Genomic DNA, 20,837 nt, shown 5'->3' with positions numbered 1-20,837 from the left:
GTCAAGTATTAATTTTGATCGCGGTCCTTCTTATTATTACTAAAAGTTAACTCTAAATGTATTTCCCATGCCTTTACTATTGACCTTCGTTGCGATATTATTTTTAATTCTGCTGATTGCCTGGCTAAAAATTGACACTTTCATCTCCTTTCTGCTGGTGTCTGTGGGCCTGGGACTCGCAAGCGGGTTAGATGTAGCAACGGTCAGTAAAGCCATTCAGAAAGGTGTCGGCGGTACGTTGGGAGATCTGGTGCTGATCGTTGGCTTTGGAGCCATGCTGGGAAAACTGGTGGCGGACAGTGGTGCTGCCCAGCGTATCACGGACGCCCTGATAGGAGTATTTGGAAAAAAATATATTCAATGGGGCATGGCACTGGCTGGTTTTGTCATTGGAATCCCGCTTTTTTACAACGCAGGTTTTGTCATTGTCATACCGCTCATTTTTATGATCAGCGCCACCGCGAGGCTTCCGTTGTTGTATATCGGTGTACCCATGCTGTCAGCACTTTCGGTTGCGCACGGATACCTTCCTCCGCACCCCTCGCCTGCTGCCATCGCCAGCCAGCTGCATGCGGACCTTGGCCAAACCTTGTTATACGGTCTGATCGTGTCTATACCTGCCATAGCTGTTGCAGGCCCTATTTTCGGAAGTACGCTTAAACGCTTCCAGCCCAAGCCCGACCCTGATCTTTTCAACGTAAAACCACGTCCGGCCAGCGAACTTCCGGGTCTCGGAATCAGCGCACTTACAGCGCTCCTTCCTGTATTTTTACTGACGACAATGTCTGCACTAAAGGGATATTTTCCTCATAGCCAGCTGGCAGCACTCATGGCCGAACCTTACTTTGGCATGCTCATATCTGTTCTGGTAGCAGCCTATACGCTCGGCCTCCGGCGGGGAATGAATATGAAGGCTATCAGTAAGTCAATGGAAGAAGCCTTTAAAGGCGTATCGGTCATATTACTGATTATTGCAGGGGCCGGCGTTTTCAAAGAAATTATGACGGCCAGCGGTGTGAGTACCTTCATTGCTGAAAGCCTGAAAGATGCGGACATATCTCCTCTGGTACTATGCTGGGGAATTGCCGCGGTCATCAGGATCTGCGTGGGGTCAGCAACGGTTGCTGGTTTAACCACGGTAGGTATCCTTGCGCCGCTGCTCAGCAACACAGGAGTACCCTCCGAACTCATCGTTCTGGCCATTGGCTCAGGCAGCCTGATGTTCTCGCACCTTAACGATGGAGGCTTCTGGCTTTTCAAGGAATATTTCAATCTCAGCATTAAAGATACCCTGCTTACCTGGTCGGTAATGGAAACAATTGTCTCCATTATGGGCTTACTGGGAGTTTTAGTACTAAATTTGTTTGTCTGATCCGACAGATCAGCGATGCCAAAGCACATAATTGATTGTTTAATTTTAAGATAGAATCATGAATTCAACTCCAGAATCCAATTTTGCACAGTTAGGACTAACCTTACCTCCCGCCCCTAAGCCCGTTGGTGTTTACAAACCGTTACTGATCGTGGATAAGCGGTGGGTATATGTTTCCGGTCACGGAACAGTTCAGGAAGACGGTACACTGATCAAAGGGCGGATCGGAAAGGATATGGATGCGGACCAGGGAAAACTGGCGGCCCGTCAGGTTGGGTTGGCCATTCTGGCCACCTTAAAGGCAAATCTGGGTAGCCTCAACCGCGTAAAGCGGGTAATAAAGGTGCTCGGGATGGTCAACTGCACAACGGATTTTGAAAAACATCCTTTTATCATCAACGGATGCAGCGAATTGTTTGCAAAAGTCTGGGGTGAAGAAAATGGAATCGGCGTGCGCAGTGCCGTAGGAATGGGTACCCTGCCCGACAACATTCCTGTGGAAATAGAGGCTATGTTTGAACTCGAAGAAAAATAATAAACCGACCCATATTCTGACGGTTGACCGTTCCGCTATTATTTGCGGAACGGCCAACCGTGATTTTTTACAATATAAACCGTTATGATCATGTGGTATCAACTGAAGCATCCCGAAAAGGTGATTTCTCCTTCACTCCTGTTTTATAAAGATCGTATTCAGAGTAACATTAGCAGTATGGTCAACATGGCCGGCCATGCAGACCGGCTGGTACCTCATGTTAAAACCCATAAAACGAAGGAGCTCATCGGTTTTCAGCTTGAAAAAAATATAACCCGGTTTAAATGCGCTACCATTGCCGAAGCAGAGATGGTGGCTTCGGCAGGTGGAAAGTGGATATTGCTGGCCTACCAGATGGTGGGGCCCAATATCGGCAGGCTGTTTCAACTAAAGAATTTGTATCCTGATGTGAGTTTTTCATCCCTCATCGACAACCAGTTTTCAGCGGACGACCTGAACGCGCACTCGCTGGCGGAAAACATCATTTCTTCCGTTTTTATCGATGTAAACAATGGCATGAACCGCTCGGGCCATGCAACCGATACCGATCTACTTTCCCTTTACCGGCATATCAACACACTGCCCAACCTTAAACTGACGGGTATCCATATTTATGACGGACATATACGGAACGCCGGATTTGCTGAACGAAAGGTTGTGAGTGAACTGGCTTATGAAACGGTTTATCCGCTGCTGGATCTTGCCAAACAGGATGGGGGTGACGATATCATGATCATTGTTGGCGGCTCTCCCACTTTCAACGTACATGCACAAAGGGAAGGCGTATACCTCAGTCCGGGCACCAATGTACTTTGGGACTGGGGATATGGCGACCGTTTTCAGGACCAGCCATTTCTACAGGCCGCCCTGGTAATTACCCGGGTAATTTCTAAACCTACCACAGGGATTGTTACCATTGACCTTGGCCATAAGGCAGTTTCTGCCGAAAATCCCATTGAAAACCGTTTCAAAATACTGAACCTCGCTGAGTATACCCTTGCCAGCCAGAGTGAAGAACACGGCGTACTGCAGGTGAGTGAAGAAGTCTGGAACAAAGTACAGATCGGAGACGTCTTCTACGCTGTTCCGTACCATGTTTGCCCGACTGTGGCCCTGCACGACTATGCCTCGGTCATTGAAGATGGAGAGGTAACAGAGGAGTGGAAAATAGTCGCCCGCAACCGCAGAATTACCGTTTAGCCTTCATAGTTGTTGGCAGTGCCAGATATTCCTAATCTACTAATCCTAAAATTTTAAAATAATGTTTCTTATTGATGCCCATTTGGACATAGCCATGAATGCCCTGGAATGGAACCGTGATTACACCCAGGAACTGGCAGTTATACGCGACAGGGAGAAAAACATGACCGATAAGCCGGATCGGGGCAAGGGGGTTGTTTCCTTCCCGGAAATGCGAAAAAGTAATATCGGTATCTGTGTTGCCACGCAGATCGCCCGATTTGTCAAGCCCGACAGCCTCATTCCCGGCTGGAATTCCCAGGCACAGGCCTGGGCGCAGACCCAGGGGCAGGTTGCCTGGTACAAGGCCATGGAAGAAGCCGGGGAGCTGGTACAGATAACCGATCTCCAAGCGCTGCATGCGCACCTGAACCTGTGGCAGCAGGCAGCATCAACTGAAAACCTTCCTATTGGTTATATCCTGAGCCTGGAAGGTGCCGACTCCCTCCTGAGCCTGGATCATTTACACAGAGCTTATGCCTATGGGCTTCGAGCTGTGGGTCCCGCGCATTACGGCCCGGGTGTATATGCCTATGGAACAGATGCCAGCCAGCCACTATCCCAGAAAGGAAAGGATCTCATTCGTGAGATGGAAAAACTGAATATCATCCTGGACGCTACACACCTCTGTGACCTCGCCTTTTGGGATGCCATGGCTATCTACAACGGGCCGGTATGGGCAAGTCATAACCTGGTGAGAGAGCTGGTACCTCACAACCGGCAATTTTCAGATGAAATGATCAAAGAACTGCTTGGCAGAAAAGCGGTAATCGGTATGGCGTTCGACGCGTGGATGATGATACCTGGCTGGATAAGGGGAGTAACCAAACCAGAGGAAAGCGGCCTGAAGATTGAACATGTGGCCAACCACATTGACCATATTTGCCAGCTGGCCGGAAATACCCTTCATGTAGGTATCGGCTCAGACCTGGACGGTGCCTACGGAAAAGAACAATCCCCCGCTGACCTCGAATCCATAGCTGACCTGCAAACCATACCGGCCATTCTGAAAGCGAGAGGATATACTCAGCAGGACATAGAAAACATCATGTGGCGTAACTGGATCAGGTTTCTGGAAGACGCCTGGAAATAGCTGAATATCACTCACAAAAAAACTTCGGCTCCTCGGCCGAAGTTTTTTCATCAATAGGGGAATTTTATCTATTTAGATTCGTTACAAATAATATATTTACGTAGATTTACAATCAACCTAACGATATTATACCATGCGTACCATCTATCAGATATCTTTCCGCACAAGTTTAAAGGGCGGCACAGCTTTCCAAACCATACACGACGCACTTAAGAAATTAAATATCAGCCATTGGACTTATGATATCCAGCGCCTGTTATTGGTGCTCCGGTCCGACTTCCCCGATTTTACACAAATACAAAAAGCATTGTATACAACCGGATTAAGCTGCTCGTTTATCAAGGTTGAAGAGCTGAGACTTTGAACCGAACTTACTCCTCCCGGCTTACGGAAACCAATTCATTCAGAAAATGATAAACCTCCGCCTGGTTACGGATATGATTTTTGGCGGCGGACAAATCATCACCGATCTTGATCGTGAATGAAGAAGGCGGCAGGGCCAAAAACATATCCTCGTCGGTAGTATCATCACCAATCGCGAAAATGAAATCATAATCGCCAGCCTCTACAAGTTCTTTGGCCGCAGTACCTTTGTTGTAGGCTGTTTTTTTAACTTCAACAACCTTGTTTCCATCGATAATCTGAAGGCTAAGCTCAGGCTGTATATAATTTTTTAGCTGCCACAGTAGTTCCTGCGCCCTTCTGGTGGCATATTCTTCATCATCCGCTGTCCGGTAATGCCATGCCAACGAAGTTTCCTTTTCTTCTACAAAAGCGCCTGGGCAACGTTTGGCATACATATCCAGAATGACCCTGATACTGTCCTTCCAGTTCTCCTCATAACTTTCGTTTAATTTCCACTCTGCACTTCCCCTGGCTTTACTCAGGGCGCCATGTTCAGCAACTATATATACGGGCAAGCCTGCAAACAGGTGATCCAAAAAATGCCGGTCTCTCCCACTGATAATGACAACGGTATCGGTGCCGGCGATTTCGGAAATCAGCTGTTTCAACTCCTCCGCTACGATGGCTTTGGACGGATCCGCCACTATAGGTGCCAGCGTCCCGTCGTAATCGAAGAAAAAGATTCTGTTGGATGCTTCCTGATAAGCTCTTTTTATTTTATCAATCCCTACGGCAGTCAGAAAAACCTGCCGTAATTTATCATGTTCCTGTTCCAGCATTGTCATTTGAGTAAAAAAGTCATTTGTCCAGGCAAAAACGTCGTATTCTTTTATTCTCTCCCGCATCGCCTCCATGCGTTTCTGCTGCTCCTCGGGCGGCATTTCCAAAGCCTTTATAATTCCGTCTGCGATACCCTGATTGTCCAGCGGATTAATGATGATGGCCTCACCCAATTCGGCCGCTGCGCCAGCCATCTCACTCAAAATGAGTACACCACCGTTATCGTTCCGGCTGGCAACATACTCCTTGCATACCAGGTTCATCCCATCCCGCACGGGTGTTATAAGGGCCACATCACTGGCCGTATACATCCCTAACAGTTCCGCGTATGACATAGACCGGTACTGATAAAGTATAGGCTGCCAATTGATGCTGCCATAATTGGAGTTGATCCGCCCAACTGTTTGGTCTATCTCCGACTTCATCTGCTGATACTGCCCGATACTATCCCTTGAGGGTACCACCACCATGACAAAAACGACCCTTTCGTGCCATTCCTGATGCTGCTGCAAAAAGCGTTCGAAACCGGAGAGACGGTGTAATATGCCTTTGGAATAGTCGAGCCGGTCTACCGAAAAAATGATTTTTTCCTTTAAGGTATCCCTTGCCAATTCCCTGGCCTCCTTGATTTCCGGCTCGTTATAGGCTCCATCAAATTTCTTAAAATCAATACTGATCGGAAATGAATCCACTTTCACGATCCTGTTGCTCAGATTGATATAATGAAGTTTGTTGCCATATCCGGAAACCATCCGAACTGCTTTTAAAAAGTATTCAACATAGTCATTTGTATGGAATCCGACTACATCTGCACCAATGATACCTTCAATAAGGGCTGTGCGCCAGGTTACCGGTAACAACCGGAATAATTCATAAGACGGAAAAGGGATGTGAAAAAAGAAACCTATTTTGTTATGAGGAAATTTGTCACGGAGCATTCCCGGAAGCAGCATGAGCTGGTAGTCCTGCACCCACACGACGTCACCAGGCCGTATGACCTCGGCCACTTTGTTAAAAAACAATTCATTTGCTTCTTTATAGGCCTGAAAATACCTGTCGTGAAAATGGGCCAGCGAGGGGAAATAATGAAAAAGCGGCCAAATCAGATCATTGCAGAATCCTTCGTAATAATTCTCGTTAATATCGTCAGGTATAAAAACAGGATGCGCCCTGAAACTTTCATTCTCAAGCGCCTGCCCCTCTAATTCTTCAGGGTTATTGTCGGTGTAACCTATCCATTGTATTTTATCCTGTGCATAAAACGACGCATAGCCCCCATCCCCTACCAGTGATAACACTGCTGAAACCAGCCCTCCTGAATTTTGAAAAAGTGTTATGTGCTCGTCCTCCCTTACAATCTTGAACGGTAATCTATAGGCAACAATGATCAACCGCCCAGTTTTTTCAATTTCATTTAAATTTTTCATAATACGCTTCAGGCCTTTTAATCGAACCTGGATTGTCATGAACATACGTTAAAAAAATCATGCGTATACATAGGTACAACGACAAGTAACGCCCATTTCCCAAACGCTAACCTACTGTTTATAAACCAATAAACGACATGCCGCTAACCCTGTCGGAATTTGCCAGCAAAAAAATTAACACGCGGCCAGGGATTCAATGTGTTGGTAAAATTCCTGTTTTTGTATCTGATATTCCCCATTTCGGTGAATACTTTATTCGTTGTCCCTTTCAAGTTCAGCAAAATCCTGGCGTACCGGTGTAAAGCAGTCGATTACTTTACATGCCGACAGTGCTTTTGCCGAATGAGGAACATTCGAGGGTATGTAGGCAGTCATACCTGCTGTGAGCAATAGCTCTTCACCGGCAATGTTAAAGAGCAATTCACCTTCAATTACATGGCTCCACTGCTCGTGAAAATGCTTGTGTTCGGGCAGGACGGTTCCGCTGTCAATATGAAAATGACCGAAAGTCATCTGGTCAGAATGAGCCAGCGCCCCCGTAATCCCCTCCCATATCTTGACCTTTTTCTTCGAATTAAAATCTACAAATGGCATAATGTCTCTGCAATGTTTTAAGATTATATAAACCGGAACAATTTAAGGCAACTGGTACTTTATGTTTCTGCCTGTAAGATTCAACTTTTTTAGAAAATTCCACCCCCACCCAAAACAGTTTTTTTATCCTAAACCCAGGCACCGCTAGCCACCGCCTGAAATCGGGAGAAATGAATAAAAAAATATGACATATCCTGTTACCTTTTTTCCTCTTGGGCTATATATAACCGAATTACCTGGGGCAGGACAAAATCAAACCAGTATTTTACCTTGTAAGCACACCTCGATCCGGCTAAACACATCCAATCCTTAGTAATCACCTTAAACTCTGAAAATTTACCAATTAATAACAACTTCCATTTATGAAAACTCCCCTAAAAAGCATTGCCGTTATTTTACTTTCCTGTACCGCGCTGGTTGGTCTTGACAGCTGTAAGAAGAAGGATGCTGAACCCGTACTCGTGGGAAGCCCCGGAAATCCGCGGTTTAACCTTCAATTTGACAACGAGGATAACGTGGATCTGGATTTATACGTAACGGACCCCACCGGTGAAACCCTCAGCTACCGTAACACCTCTTCAAACAGCGGAGGTGAGCTGGACGTAGACTGCCTCTGCGACGAATGCCCCAATGGCCCCAATGAGAACATATTCTGGCCCGAGGACGACTCCGCCCCCAAAGGAGTATATAAGTTCTGGGTACAGTATTATGGCGACTGCAGTAACGGCGGTTCCACTTCTTCTGATTTTACGGTTAGAGTTACCAACAACAGGAAAGTTGTCAATACCTACGAAGGTACACTTTCAAGCGGACGGTCCACCGTATGGACTTATGAAAAGAGATAAATGAGGTATAAAAAAAAGGACTTAACAATTTTGTTAAGTCCTTTTAAGAGCCCCCAGTCGGGATCGAACCAACGACCTACTGATTACAAGTCAGTTGCTCTACCAGCTGAGCTATGGAGGCCTTTTTTATTTCGACAACCGTTTGTTATTCCGTTATCGTGGTGCAAAAGTAGAAGGAAAGAGCATTCAACGCAAGCACCAGGCGATATTTTTTTATACTTTTTTTAACAAAATCAGATAGCCTCCTGAATGATAGCGAGTTGATGTTTCAGGTCTTCCACCTGCGCCAGCGCATTATTGATCTTTCTATCAAATTCAGCTTTCAACCGGTCCGAAGTTTTCGATTTCGCAAAGAATTCGATGTTATTCTGCCATAGGGCAATATCGTTTTCCAGCTGTGTAAGTTTACGGCGAATATCGCTTTCCTTACGGTATAAGCCCCGGCTGTTCTCTCCGTCACGTACCAGTTCCACTTCACTTTCCAGTACAGCTGCTTCCTTCTCTTTACTCGAAAGCTGGCCAATGGCACTGACATACGTGTTTATTGCTGCGATATATCGCTTCTGAATAGCCTGCATATCCTTCTTGGGCACAAAGCCAATCGACGACCATTCACTCTTAAATGCACTCAGTAAATTGAGTGTAGACTCATCCTTGTCTTTTGCCGCCAGCTCAATCCTTTCGATCAGATCAGTCTTTTTCCTGAGATTGTCTTCAAATTCCTTTTCTACCTCCTTGTTTTTAGAACGCTTTTGATCAAAATAAGCATCACAAGCCTGTTTGAAACGGTCGTATATCGTATCTTTGAACTTTTCCGGAACCTGCCCTATCCCCTTCCATTTCTTCTGAAGTTCAATAATTTTCTGGGTATTGGAAGGATTATCTTCCCCACTTTCCAGAATCGCTTCGGCTTCTGCGCAAAGCTGGTTCTTCAGTTCAAGGTTCTGTTCTCTTTTGGATTCCAGCTGCCGGAAGAACTCTCCTTTATTGTTAAAGAAAGTCTTAAGCGCTCCCCAGAACTTCTTGCTAAGGTCTTTTCCCTCTTCACGTGGCATAATCCCTTTCAAAGCCACCCACTGGTCCTGAAATGCCATGATTTCCTTTGTCTTGGCATTCCATTCTTTAATACTTCCCGAATTGAAGCTGGTAAAGGGAACTATTTCTTCATATATCTTCAGTTTCTGCTCATAGTTTTCCTGCATCGACTTCTTCTGCTCAGCAAACTGGCCGCGCTGCGCATCGTACAGTACATCCAGCGCCAGCTTGAACCTTTGCCATAATTTTTCCTGATCTTCTTTCGGTGCAGGACCTATATGTTTGTAATCTTCGAAGATATGGTTGGCCTCATTGAGAATTTCCCGGGTCATCGGGCGCGATGCCAGCGATTTGCCCAGTTCTTCAACTTTTTCACAAAGTTCAGCCTTAAGATCCGCATTCCTGCGGCGGTCCAGCTCCTTAAGTTCAAAGTATATGTTCCGGTTGCTGAAGTACCGGTCAATAAGCGCATTATAGGTAGCCCACAAAGTTCCGTTATGCGGCGAAGCTATATTCCCGGCGTTTTTCCACTCATCCTGAATTTTCTTAAATTCTTCCCAGCTGCTTTTCAGTCCGGAAGCATCAGTTTCCCGGCCTTCTTCTGCTTCCAGTAACAAACGGAGGCGCTGAAGCAGGTTGGTTTTAACCGTAAAATTCTTTTCCTTATCTTTTTCCTGTTTCTGGTAGTATCCGTTTTTCAGCCCTCGAACCTCTCTGCCCAGTGCATCAATCTTTTGGATTTCAGCATCATACTTAAATTCAAATCCTTCCTCACCTCCTGTATCCTGGATAAATGCTTTCAGCGCCGTTTCCCTGTCACGCTGTTTCCACTGATCCACCACTGCACGTATTTCTCTGACAACCGCATCAGCTTTCTTGAAAAGTGCCGGTTTCACATCATCTTTACGAAGTGCCTCCAGATCATTTTCAAGCAATTTAATTAACTGTTCCTTAGAAAGTTGACTATAATCAACGTCCGGAGCTTCCTCTTCGTGTTCCTCAGTCAAATCATTGTTAAGATCAATTTCAAGGGTATCAATCGTTTTATTTGTCAGGTCTTCCTGCTCATTGCTTTCGACCCCTTCGTTTTGTTCTTGTGCTATCATGATTCCTGTTTCGTAAGTACGTCTCTTCTGAAATACAAATCTAACAATCTTTCCTATGAATTGGCTAATTTTGGCCCTCTAACATTGAAACATATTGAAAACTAATGAATAAAGACATTGCCAATATCCGTTACGATTATACTTTAAAGGGGCTCTCCGAAGAGGATCTGGAGGCCAACCCGATGGCTCAGTTCTCAAGATGGTTTGATGAAGTGATAGCCTCGGGCCTTACCGAACCAAACGCCATGCTGCTGAGTACAGTCTCCGACAAACGGCCCTCGGCCCGTATTGTGTTACTGAAAGACCTGGATCCGACTGGTTTTGTGTTTTTTACCAACTATAAAAGCAAAAAAGGACAGGAAATGGAGGCCAACCCGCAGGTGTCCCTTACCTTTTTCTGGAAAGAACTTGAACGACAGGTACGCATTGAGGGATCAGTAGAAAAAGTAGCAACAGAAGAGTCTGACAGTTACTTTGCGTCCCGGCCACGGGGAAGCCAGCTCGGTGCCTGGGTGTCAGACCAGAGCCATACCATTAAAGACAGGCACCATCTGGAAAACCAACTTTCGTATTTCGAAGCTGCCTTTGAGGGTAAACCGGTACCAAGGCCCGGGCATTGGGGGGGCTATAGGGTCATACCTGATTACATCGAATTCTGGCAAGGCCGCCCAAGCCGCCTGCACGACAGGCTTGCCTATCAGAAGACGGCGGACGGTAATTGGGAGATAGAGCGGCTTGCTCCATAATGATCGCTAGTTAAAACTCCGTTCGGATAGCTACCTGAATGGGCCTAAAATAAAACTGCATCCGGATTAGGCCGGATGCAGTTTTATTTTATAGAATGATTTGAAAATTTTATCGCTCGCTCATCGGCACAAAATCTCTTTTGGGAGCACCTACATATACCTGCCGTGGACGACCAATTGGTTCTTTATTCGTCCGCATTTCTTTCCATTGCGCAATCCAACCCGGCAGACGGCCGATGGCGAACATCACGGTGAACATGTTGGTAGGTATGCCGAGCGCTCTGTAGATAATCCCTGAATAGAAATCAACATTAGGATAAAGCTTTCTTGATACGAAATATTCGTCTTCAAGCGCCGCCTTTTCCAATTTTTGGGCGATCTCCAGAACCGGGTCATTGATACCTAACTTATGCAATACATCATCCGCCGCTTTTTTAATGATACGCGCGCGTGGATCAAAGTTTTTGTAAACCCGGTGCCCAAAGCCAAACAAACGGAAGCCGCTACTTTTATCTTTGGCCATATTGATATATTTCTGCGTATCACCGCCATCGTTCTTGATCGCTTCCAGCATTTCAATTACCTCCTGGTTAGCACCTCCGTGAAGGGGTCCCCACAGCGCACTGATCCCTGCTGAAATAGATGAATAAATATTAGCCTGTGAAGAACCTACCAGCCGGACCGTTGATGTAGAACAATTTTGTTCATGATCTGCGTGTAAAATCAGTAACTTGTTAAGTGCTGCCGAAACCACCGGATCCACCTCATATTTTGCCACCGGGAGGGCAAACATCATATTAAGGAAGTTAGAACAATAATCCAGATCGTTCTGAGGGTAGTTAACGGGATGCCCCTGCGACTTCTTGAACGACCAGGTCGCAATGGTCGGCAATTTAGACAAAAGCCTGATGATGTGCAGTTCTGTTACTTCGGGAGTATCCTGGTTTTCAGTATAAAACGAGCTCATCGCGCTCACAAGTGACGACAGTACACCCATCGGATGTGCATTCACCGGGAAACCTTCAAAGATCTTGCGCATATCCTCGTTCACCAGTGTATGCGTGCGGATCTCGTACTCAAAGTCTGCAAATTGTTTTTCAGTGGGTAATTCACCATAGATCAGAAGATATGCAACTTCCAAAAAAGTAGCTTTTTCGGCCAGGTCTTCTATGGAGTATCCTCTGTAATTCAGTATCCCTTCCTCACCGTCCAAAAACGTTATAGCGCTCTTTGTTGCTCCGGTATTTTTATAACCGGCATCAATAGTAATGTAACCAGTCTGATCACGTAACTTGGCAATATCTATCGCTTTTTCTTTTTCACTACCTTCTATTACTGGAAATTGGTAAGATTTACCGTCAAGGGTTAATTCAGCTACTTGAGACATATAAACTAAAATAAAATTAAAAGGTTAAGAACAACTGTGTGTTGATGAGCTACTCAGACCAAAGTGATGTTAAGAACCGGATTTACTTGAAATTACAAATTAAAATTGTGTTAAATCGCCTGTTAGCCCAACAAATTTGCTCAGAAACACAAGCCGCAATATCTTAAAAAACTCTGTACTTTCTATTATTATCTGTGTTTTATTTGTGAAAAATCAAGACTTTGGCAATATAATTTCACAATTTAAAGTATTAATAATATTATTTCACCGTACGGATGTTAACCCTATTCAAATAGAATTAAATACCTGTCAGGATTTAAATGACATTCGGCTTGAGTCATTCTTGTCAGACGCCTTCGGGTTGGTTTCTCCCTGAACCCAGCCATGACTTTATTAAATAACGCGAAAATAATCCGGTAAGGACCACCGGCAGAAGATGAGCACCATACACAAAAGCTTTGCCGGTGATCCTGTAAGCAAAAGACGAAAAAGTAAGATATACATAGACAAACCAGAGCAAACCCATAACGGCCATACCCAGATAAATCCACGAAGCGGTACGGGGTTTTACAAACTTCCTGAGCAACTCGCAAATCGCCAGAGAGGTACCTACCACAAGCAGTACTGTCAATAAAGCCTTGGGGAAGGTTTTGATATAATCGTGTTTGTATACCCATATCCCAATTTTTCCGATCAGGTTAGGATGTGCAAGCAAATAGGCGTCTGTAACGCTCAGCACAGCCAGAAGCACCAGGCTGCTCAACTTTTTGTTCATGAGGAGGTAAGATTATTGCCCTTACTATTTTATCTGCAAAGTTATTGCCCGGCTGCTTTATATGTTTTACTTACGAATATTATCTTTTCGTTTTCAGTCATGGTATCGTCCAGCCAATGGATTTTTATGCCATCCCGTTCCATTTTCCGAAAAAATGTCATCTGACGTTTGGCAAACCTGTGGATTTCAGTTTCCAGCTTTTCTTTCATGACATCAAAAGCCAGTATCCCCAACATGTATTGGGTAACGTATTTATATTCAAGGCCGTAATAAATCAGTTGCTCGGGCTTGATCCCTGCTGACAATAGCCGCTCTATTTCTTCTGTCAAACCATTCTGCAACCGCGTTTCCAGCCTCATTGATATACGCACCCGCCGGGTAGCAACATCCGGGATTAACCCAAACACAACAGCCTTAAACTGCCGTTGCCGGTTAAGTTCTATCCACTCTTCGGGATAGCGTTGCAGGTATTGGGCGATTTCGATGTTCCTTATTAGTCTTTTTCGTGTGGAAATGTCAGCGGGAAAACCCAAATCCTTCCCTGACTCTTCCCATTTTATCAAAAGTTCCCCGGTGTCCAGCACATCCAGCTGCATCCGTAAATGCTCGTCAACCGGAATTTTAACAAAACCATACCCCTGCAGCAGCGCGTGGATATACAATCCGGTTCCTCCGCAAACAATGGGTACTTTATTATTTCCGGTAACCTTTTCATAAACTATGCTGAAATCATTCACAAATTCATTCAGGTTATACTTTTCTCCGGCATCCCGTATATTAATGAGATGAAAAGAGATTTTCTGGTTTCCCAAATCATATTCGTCAAGATCCTTACCCGTCCCGATATCCATTCCCCGGTATACCTGCCTCGAATCCGCGCTGATGATTTCGCCCTTCAGCCTGGCGGCCAGTTGTACGGCGAGATGCGTCTTGCCCGAGGCAGTAGGCCCTAAGATGACCAAAAGCGGTTGGCCGGGTATGTCCTTATTGTTTTTCAAGATGGGCGGTTATGCGAAAGCTAAAAACTTTAACGGATTGTTTTGACAAATTTACGGCTGCCAGCGTTCATGATCCAAATAAACGGCTGACCAGTTTCAGCGCCTGGTCGAGCTCCAGTTCTTTTCAAGGATGGCAAATCCAGTTTGATTCTCATAGGATCTTTATCGGACACAAACTGAAAACCCATTTTGGTATAGTTATGCCCATCCGACCAGTCCAGATCGGCATAAGTCATGATATCATCGGGTGCAACGTCCTTTACAAAAGCACTGATGAGCTTCCCCAAACCTCCTGCGACTGTCAGATTCAATAAACTTGCAAACCGGATCAGTTCAACGGAACGATGCGGCTCGCCGTTCTTATAAAAAATACGTGCATGGCTAAACGTAGCCACGGCAACAAGACATTCTTCTTCTGTGGTATCTACCTTAAAATCAACAGGTAATACCCTGAAATACCGCTGTGGAAGAAAAATACCGAATTGATATTTCGATAGCGTTGCCCCCTGCAGATGGTTGACTTCCAAAAAAGCTGCGGCCGCAGCTTTACTAATCCTCCTGGGTACGGTAAGCCTTCCGGGTATCTTATCCGAAAGACCGAGTAACACCAGCAGCCTGGATTTGACAATAAGCTTCCGGCTCGTCCAGATATCCTCCCAAAGCATAACGCTGTGTACACCGGCCTGCCTGAGCTCTGTCTGCCGTTCCAGATAATATTGCCATTCCAATAGCGCACCTGGAAATTTCTGCCAATTCTCGAGCATGATCAGTTTGATTTCCATAATTACCCTGCCCTCTTCGCGCGCAATGGTGAGTATGGGAAACACGTCTTGCGCACCACCTTCTAACGCGATAAAATATCCGGTGGTTTCATGCAACCAGCTTTTGACTTCCCCGGCGAAGTCATTCCATCCGTTATCTTTCCGTAGCTCCATCAACAAACGAAGTTAGGATGAACGTACCTTCTTCGCAAGAACAAAACTGCAAATGCCGCCCACGACAATCGCATCTGGCACCTGGAACAAATTTTTACGTTCAGTAATAACCATTTGATATTACCTGAGGTATATACTTATTTCGCCCCTATATCTAACTGAGGACTGATTTTATAAAAAATGTCTTCATAAAATTTATCTGTTAGCCAACATTATGAAAACAATTCAAATACTGCTCCTTGGCCTGTTATGCACTACAGCGGTTAACGCACAGGATAACTTCAGTGCTGATCTTAAGAAACTGAACAGCCAGATCGAGGCAGCGCACCGCAGCCACAAGCTCTCCGACAACGAGTACTATAAACTGAAGCGGGAACAAGAAGTTATTAAAGAGGCCATGCGTAAATACAAAGCAGACGGATACTTTTCTCCGGAAGAGAAAAACCGGATCTATGCCAAGATCAGCCGTGCAAAAAAACGCTTGGCCAGGTATAAAACCAACGGGGAGCGATATTAAAAAACTGGCCCCGGAAAAGCGGGGCCAGTTTTTTAATAATCCTTTCTGCTATCTTTCTTTGCCTTTTTCTCGGCTCTTTTTTCTTTAAGATTTTTCTCAGGTTCCTTTTTAGCGCTTCCTTTGTCAAGATTTTTACCCTTTGCCATGACTATAGTAAGATTTAAAAGTTAGACGATTATTTAACTGCAACTGTAACAACTTTGGTATTCAGAACCACTCACTTTTTTGCGCCCGAAAGTATCAAAAAAAATAAGAAATGCCGCGAGACAAACTTTTCATTGGCATCAGGCCGTAATCCAGTCCATAATCAGATTGGCCCGTAAGCCCGTTTCTCCCGTACTAGGGCACACTCCTTCTCCTCGTAGATCCTTCACGATCAGGTCAATCAGCGGTTGCTGTACATGCGGAGGGTACGGTATGTGGAATTTCTCCACTCCATTCTCAGTCTCCAGAATAATATCATATTTTTCGAAATACGAGAATATCAATCTTCCTTTGGAGCCAATAATTCTTCCTTCATCTTCCCTTTGCTCTTTGTTGATGGTGTAACACCAGCTTCCTTTACCCAGTACACCCGACTCGAACTCAAAGTTAGCCACCACGATATCATCTGCCGGATACAAGCCCGCCTGGTTCCGCGCATACCCCCTCGCCTGCTTAACAGGGCCAAGGATATACTCCAGAATATCAAACTGATGCGAAGCAAGATCATGAAAATGGCCGCCGCCGGATATCTCGGGATACACTCTCCAGCGCGGCACAGGGTTTTCGCCAACCTCCTCGTCGTACGGCTGCCACTGAAGTGTGATATCCACAAACCGAATATCTCCCAGTACTCCCGAATCAACGATCTCTTTGATTTTCAGAAAATACGGCAGAGCCCTCCGGTAATAGGCTACATACAACGGCAGATTGGCCGCCTTTCCTGCTTCCACCATTCTGCGGCATTCGGCAGCGTTACGGGCCATCGGTTTTTCAACATATACCGGTTTGCCGGCACGAAACGCCCTTTCGGTATAATCCTCGTGCACATCAGGTGGTGTTGCAATATAAATCGCGTTAACCTCTGGGTCATTGATGAGATCGTCCACGTTGTCGTACCAGCGAGGTACATTATGACGCTGCGCATAATCGGCCGCCAGCGCCCCGTCGCGCCGCATGACGGCAACCAAACTGGAATTTTCAACTAAATTAAACGCAGGCCCGCTTTTGACTTCCGTCACATTACCGCAGCCGATAATTCCCCATTTGATCTGATCCATAACTTATTTTGTAATTGAACTATTCATTAAGTGTAATAATTATTTAATCTAATGCTTTTAACTTTTACATTTATCAAAAAGAAATGACCACAGTGCAAAACCAACCCAATAACCCGCTTCACGGCAAAACACTGGAAGCAATCCTGAACGAGCTTGTGGAATACTATGGCTGGGAACAAATGGGCTATTACGTTAACATAAACTGTTTTAACCAGGATCCTTCTATCAAAAGCAGCCTAAAATTTCTGCGAAAAACGCCATGGGCGCGAACTAAAGTAGAAGATTTATACGTCAAAATGGTCAATAACCGATAGCGCTCATTGCGAAAGCGGTACAATATTTATACTTTAATTACTCATTTACGCAACAATAACCAATCACTGAATAATATGCCCTTTGTAGATTATTACAAGATACTGGGTGTTGAAAAAACCGCCTCAGAAAAAGATATTAAAAATGCTTACCGCAAACTTGCACGCAAATATCATCCTGACCTCAACCCGAATGACGAGGAGGCACACAAAAAATTCCAGGAGCTCAACGAAGCCAATCAGGTACTGAGTGATCCGGAAAAACGAAAAAAATATGACCAGTATGGCGAAAACTGGGAGCATGGAGAGGAATACGAAAAAGCCAGGCAGGCACGCTCCCAGGGACAAGGAAACTGGTCTGGGGGAATGGGACAGGAAGGCTTTTCCGATTTTTTTGAATCCATGTTTGGGGGTGGCTTCGGTTCTGGGCGCCAAGGCAGGTACCGGGGACAGGATTATCAGGCGCAGGTCAGTCTGGACCTTAAAGAGGCCTATACAACCCATAAGCAAACCTTAACCGTTAATGGTAAAAACATCAGAATAACGATCCCGGCTGGGATTGAAAACGGACAGACGATCAAAATAAGCGGACATGGCGGGCCTGGTACCAATGGCGGACCGCAGGGAGATCTTTACATTACCTTTAACATAAGTAGTGACCCTCGTTTCCGCAGGGCCGGAAATGACCTGCACGTGAAGGAAGAACTCGACCTTTATACGGCTGTTCTGGGTGGCGAAAAAATCATTGAGACCCTGGATGGAAAAGTGAAGGTACCCGTCAGGCCGGAAACCCAGAATGGCGCGGTGATGCGGTTAAAAGGTAAAGGTTTTCCGGTTTACAAACAGGAAGGTACCTTTGGTGATCTGTATGTCACTTTTGAGGTAAAATTACCAACCAACCTTACCGATCGCCAGAAAGAATTATTTACAGAACTTTCTAAATCTTAAAAGGCAGAAAAGCGATGGAAAATAACCAACTGATTTCGGCAGACGAATTCTGTGAATATTACCAGGTGGAATATTCACTGATTGAATCTTTTTCAGAAATAGGTCTGATTGAAACTGTAATTCAGCAAAATACTATTTTTATTCAAATGGATCATCTGGCAAAGATAGAAAGGATGATCCGGCTCCACAGCGATCTGCAGATCAACCCGGAGGGTATTGAGGCGGTGCAGAATCTGCTGGGCCGTATTGAAAATATGCAGAAGGAAATCATCTATCTCCGAAACAGGCTACGCTTTTTTGAAACAGACAATTTCATTTAAAACCCTTAACATTACTGCATGAAGCTTTTGCTTGTTGAAGATGAACCCAATGTGATATCCCTCATTCAGAGAGGCCTCTCCGTTTCAGGCAACGAAATAACGGTTGCGCTGGACGGCGAGTCAGGGTTGCAAATGGCCATGCAATATACCTTTGATGTGATCATACTGGATCTTATGCTACCTGTCATAAACGGCATGGAGGTCTGCAGAAAGCTACGCCGGTCGGGTTTTTCAACGCCTATTCTGATGCTTACTGCCCTGGGAACTACTGAAAACATCGTTTCCGGACTGGATGCCGGTGCCGACGATTATATGACCAAACCTTTTAAGCTGGCCGAACTTGAGGCGAGGCTAAGGACCCTGACACGCCGGGGAAAGGAGCCCGAAAAAGAAAAAAACGCCGATTTCCTGATCATTGGCGATCTGGTACTGGATAAGATCACCAAAATTGTAAAGCGCGACTCCCAGGTGATTGAACTCACCGCAACCGAGTTCCGCTTACTGGAATTCCTGCTATCCAATCAGAACAAAGTACTTAACAGAATGGAGATTCTTGAGAATGTCTGGGATATCAATTTTAACCTTGGCACAAACGTTGTGGACGTTTATATCAATTATTTACGCAAGAAAATCGACAAAAATCATCGGATCAAACTTATCCATACCGTTTTCGGGATGGGTTATGTGATACGCCAGGCATATGAAAATACAAAATAAAATTGCCCTGATTTTCACCATTTTAACTGCCAGCATTATTCTGGCACTCAGTGTATTTATTTATATTTTCGCTTCCGACAGTATCTCTGCAAGTTTCTTCCACAGGCTCGAAGTACGTGCCGACATTGTGGGACATGCGGCCCTGGATGAAAATAAATCCAAAACTTCCATTTATTACGATATCAAAGAGAAACACCTCAGGGACCTTCCTTTTGAGCAACACAGATTTATCAAAAACGGCGAACTGGAAAAAGCCAAAGCCATCCGCCGGCAGTTACCGGTACCTCCTTCTTTTTATGACAATATTGTCCGCAAAGAACCCGCAAGATTTTCCCAGAACGATACTTCCTATGTGGGCCTGAATATCCGCCAGGCAGGCGAAAACATTATTATCATATCTTCAGCCGTTGACTTTTACGGCCTCGAAGAAATGGAAAACCTTAAAAGCGTGTTGGTTACCGGTTTTCTGATCTCCCTCGTTTTTGTCTTCACTTTCGGCAAGCTTTTTTCTGCACAGATATTCTTTCCTATACGGAGAATTATCAGGAACGTAAAAGGGATCAGCGCCCACAATCTACACCAAAGGCTGGCTATCGACGGAAGTAAAGATGAAATCGCGGATCTCTCCAAAACATTCAATGACATGCTCGACAGGCTTGAAATAACTTTCGAGATGCAGAATAACTTTGTCAGTAACGCCTCTCACGAATTTAAGACCCCGCTGACTGTAATCAGCGGAGAAGCGCAGCTCGGACTTTCGCTTCCCGGGCTGCCCGACACCGCCCGGGATTCATTCCGGGCGATTTATCAGGAATCCGAAAAACTCGAACACCTGGCAAACAGTATGCTCAATCTTGCGCAAACGGGTTTTGAAGGCAAGAAAGAACAATGGGATAAGCTGCGGATGGATGAACTGATTATATCGGTAAAAGAAGCGGTCGACAAGATTTTCCCTGATAATCAGGTAGTAATTAACTTTGATAAACTACCTGACGATGAGCAGCTACTCATTATAAATGGCAATGCCATGCTCCTAAAAGCTGCATTCACCAATATCGTACTGAACAGCTGTAAGTATTCAGACAACCAGAAGGTGGAGATACTGATCAGTACGGATAAACATCATGTGACCGTCGAAATTACAGACAAGGGAATCGGCATACCGGACCGAGAAATATCCCAGATTTTTGTACCGTTTTTCCGTGCCAGCAATACCAAAAAATACAAAGGCTATGGCATAGGACTTCCGCTGGCCAATAACATTATTAAAATGCACCAGGGAACGGTTATCGTGAACAGTGAAGTGGGGATAGGTACCCGCTTTATCACCCGCTTCCCTTTTGGAAACTGAGGGCATCCTTATTTCATTCTAATATTCTAATCCCGTTTTAATAATATTCTCACCGTATTATAACGCCCCTTTTAGCCAGTACTAATATCCCGGATGTAACATTGTATTATCATTTAACAAATCAAATGCACTGTTAACC

The 20,837-nt window shown here is 45.1% G+C and carries 21 protein-coding genes and 1 tRNA gene; 13 read left to right on the top strand and 9 right to left on the bottom strand.

Translation table 11 applies throughout. The features are described 5' to 3' along the window. Positions 1-67 precede the first annotated feature (67 nt). The 5 genes from KOE27_RS08595 to KOE27_RS08575 all read left to right on the top strand — a co-directional run bounded on the left by KOE27_RS08595 (position 68) and on the right by KOE27_RS08575 (position 4,603). Positions 68-1,372: a gluconate:H+ symporter gene (locus tag KOE27_RS08595; protein ID WP_215238487.1), complete on the top strand. Its 1,305-nt coding sequence runs from the start codon at positions 68-70 to the stop codon at positions 1,370-1,372. A gap of 58 nt (positions 1,373-1,430) precedes the next feature. Next, positions 1,431-1,907: a RidA family protein gene (locus KOE27_RS08590; RefSeq protein ID WP_215238486.1), complete on the top strand. Its 477-nt coding sequence runs from the start codon at positions 1,431-1,433 to the stop codon at positions 1,905-1,907. Positions 1,908-1,997: 90 nt separating this feature from the next. Then, positions 1,998-3,107 carry a D-TA family PLP-dependent enzyme gene (locus tag KOE27_RS08585; RefSeq protein ID WP_229252710.1) on the top strand — a complete coding sequence of 370 codons (1,110 nt, stop codon included), beginning with the start codon at positions 1,998-2,000 and terminating at the stop codon, positions 3,105-3,107. A gap of 61 nt (positions 3,108-3,168) precedes the next feature. Then, a complete protein-coding gene (locus KOE27_RS08580; RefSeq protein WP_215238485.1) occupies positions 3,169-4,239 on the top strand; it encodes a dipeptidase in 1,071 nt (356 codons plus the stop codon). 133 nt (positions 4,240-4,372) lie between these two features. Continuing rightward, positions 4,373-4,603 (top strand): hypothetical protein, encoded by a 231-nt coding sequence (locus tag KOE27_RS08575; protein WP_215238484.1) that lies wholly within the window; start codon positions 4,373-4,375, stop codon positions 4,601-4,603. 7 nt (positions 4,604-4,610) lie between these two features. Here KOE27_RS08575 and KOE27_RS08570 read toward each other — a convergent pair whose 3' ends face one another. Together KOE27_RS08570 and KOE27_RS08565 are read right to left on the bottom strand one after the other, a co-directional pair. Then, positions 4,611-6,851, bottom strand: coding sequence for a bifunctional alpha,alpha-trehalose-phosphate synthase (UDP-forming)/trehalose-phosphatase (locus tag KOE27_RS08570; RefSeq protein WP_215238483.1), 2,241 nt, complete (start codon positions 6,849-6,851; stop codon positions 4,611-4,613). 252 nt (positions 6,852-7,103) lie between these two features. After that, a complete protein-coding gene (locus KOE27_RS08565) occupies positions 7,104-7,445 on the bottom strand; it encodes a cupin domain-containing protein (RefSeq protein WP_215238482.1) in 342 nt (113 codons plus the stop codon). Positions 7,446-7,807: 362 nt separating this feature from the next. On the opposite strand from KOE27_RS08565, the gene KOE27_RS08560 reads away from it, so the two are divergent. Next, the gene (locus tag KOE27_RS08560; protein WP_215238481.1) at positions 7,808-8,290 is read left to right on the top strand and encodes a YfaP family protein; all 483 of its coding nucleotides are present in this window, start codon (positions 7,808-7,810) and stop codon (positions 8,288-8,290) included. Between the two features lie 48 nt (positions 8,291-8,338). Here KOE27_RS08560 and KOE27_RS08555 read toward each other — a convergent pair. Continuing rightward, a tRNA-Thr gene (locus tag KOE27_RS08555) sits at positions 8,339-8,411 on the bottom strand. Positions 8,412-8,523: 112 nt separating this feature from the next. Further along, positions 8,524-10,431, bottom strand: coding sequence for a DUF349 domain-containing protein (locus KOE27_RS08550; RefSeq protein ID WP_229252709.1), 1,908 nt, complete (start codon positions 10,429-10,431; stop codon positions 8,524-8,526). A 104-nt stretch (positions 10,432-10,535) separates the two neighbouring features. Between KOE27_RS08550 and pdxH the strand changes: the two genes are divergently transcribed. Continuing rightward, entirely contained in the window at positions 10,536-11,177 is a 642-nt protein-coding gene (gene pdxH / locus KOE27_RS08545) for a pyridoxamine 5'-phosphate oxidase (RefSeq protein WP_215238480.1), read from the top strand. 109 nt (positions 11,178-11,286) lie between these two features. Here pdxH and KOE27_RS08540 read toward each other — a convergent pair whose 3' ends face one another. The 4 genes from KOE27_RS08540 to KOE27_RS08525 form a co-directional block, all read right to left on the bottom strand. Further along, positions 11,287-12,564: a citrate synthase gene (locus tag KOE27_RS08540; protein ID WP_215238479.1), complete on the bottom strand. Its 1,278-nt coding sequence runs from the start codon at positions 12,562-12,564 to the stop codon at positions 11,287-11,289. A 346-nt stretch (positions 12,565-12,910) separates the two neighbouring features. Beyond that, entirely contained in the window at positions 12,911-13,339 is a 429-nt protein-coding gene (locus tag KOE27_RS08535) for a hypothetical protein (protein WP_215238478.1), read from the bottom strand. A gap of 41 nt (positions 13,340-13,380) precedes the next feature. Further along, positions 13,381-14,337, bottom strand: a complete 957-nt coding sequence (gene miaA, locus KOE27_RS08530; protein WP_229252708.1) for a tRNA (adenosine(37)-N6)-dimethylallyltransferase MiaA — start codon at positions 14,335-14,337, stop codon at positions 13,381-13,383. Between the two features lie 29 nt (positions 14,338-14,366). Then, positions 14,367-15,272 (bottom strand): PDDEXK family nuclease, encoded by a 906-nt coding sequence (locus KOE27_RS08525; RefSeq protein ID WP_215238477.1) that lies wholly within the window; start codon positions 15,270-15,272, stop codon positions 14,367-14,369. A gap of 214 nt (positions 15,273-15,486) precedes the next feature. Here KOE27_RS08525 and KOE27_RS08520 point away from each other — a divergent pair, with 214 nt between their 5' ends. After that, on the top strand, positions 15,487-15,789 hold the full coding sequence (locus KOE27_RS08520; RefSeq protein WP_215238476.1) for a cytochrome P450: 303 nt from the start codon (positions 15,487-15,489) through the stop codon (positions 15,787-15,789). A gap of 284 nt (positions 15,790-16,073) precedes the next feature. Here KOE27_RS08520 and KOE27_RS08515 read toward each other — a convergent pair whose 3' ends face one another. Next, complete coding sequence (locus KOE27_RS08515) at positions 16,074-17,051, bottom strand: Gfo/Idh/MocA family protein (RefSeq protein WP_215238475.1); 978 nt, start codon at positions 17,049-17,051, stop codon at positions 16,074-16,076. An 83-nt stretch (positions 17,052-17,134) separates the two neighbouring features. Here KOE27_RS08515 and KOE27_RS08510 point away from each other — a divergent pair, with 83 nt between their 5' ends. The 5 genes from KOE27_RS08510 to KOE27_RS08490 all read left to right on the top strand — a co-directional run bounded on the left by KOE27_RS08510 (position 17,135) and on the right by KOE27_RS08490 (position 20,698). Next, positions 17,135-17,365, top strand: a complete 231-nt coding sequence (locus tag KOE27_RS08510; protein ID WP_215238474.1) for a VF530 family protein — start codon at positions 17,135-17,137, stop codon at positions 17,363-17,365. Between the two features lie 75 nt (positions 17,366-17,440). Beyond that, a complete protein-coding gene (locus KOE27_RS08505) occupies positions 17,441-18,310 on the top strand; it encodes a DnaJ C-terminal domain-containing protein (RefSeq protein ID WP_215238473.1) in 870 nt (289 codons plus the stop codon). 14 nt (positions 18,311-18,324) lie between these two features. After that, positions 18,325-18,630 carry a chaperone modulator CbpM gene (locus KOE27_RS08500; protein ID WP_215238472.1) on the top strand — a complete coding sequence of 102 codons (306 nt, stop codon included), beginning with the start codon at positions 18,325-18,327 and terminating at the stop codon, positions 18,628-18,630. A gap of 18 nt (positions 18,631-18,648) precedes the next feature. After that, positions 18,649-19,347, top strand: coding sequence for a response regulator transcription factor (locus KOE27_RS08495; protein WP_215238471.1), 699 nt, complete (start codon positions 18,649-18,651; stop codon positions 19,345-19,347). Beyond that, on the top strand, positions 19,331-20,698 hold the full coding sequence (locus KOE27_RS08490) for a sensor histidine kinase (protein WP_215238470.1): 1,368 nt from the start codon (positions 19,331-19,333) through the stop codon (positions 20,696-20,698). The genes KOE27_RS08495 and KOE27_RS08490 overlap by 17 nt, the downstream gene beginning before the upstream one ends. Positions 20,699-20,837: the final 139 nt, after the last annotated feature.

This window comes from Dyadobacter sp. CECT 9275 (assembly GCF_907164905.1).
Lineage (GTDB): Bacteria > Bacteroidota > Bacteroidia > Cytophagales > Spirosomataceae > Dyadobacter > Dyadobacter helix.
Note: the sequence above shows the minus strand (reverse complement) of the source record. Positions and strands in the feature narration are given on the sequence as shown.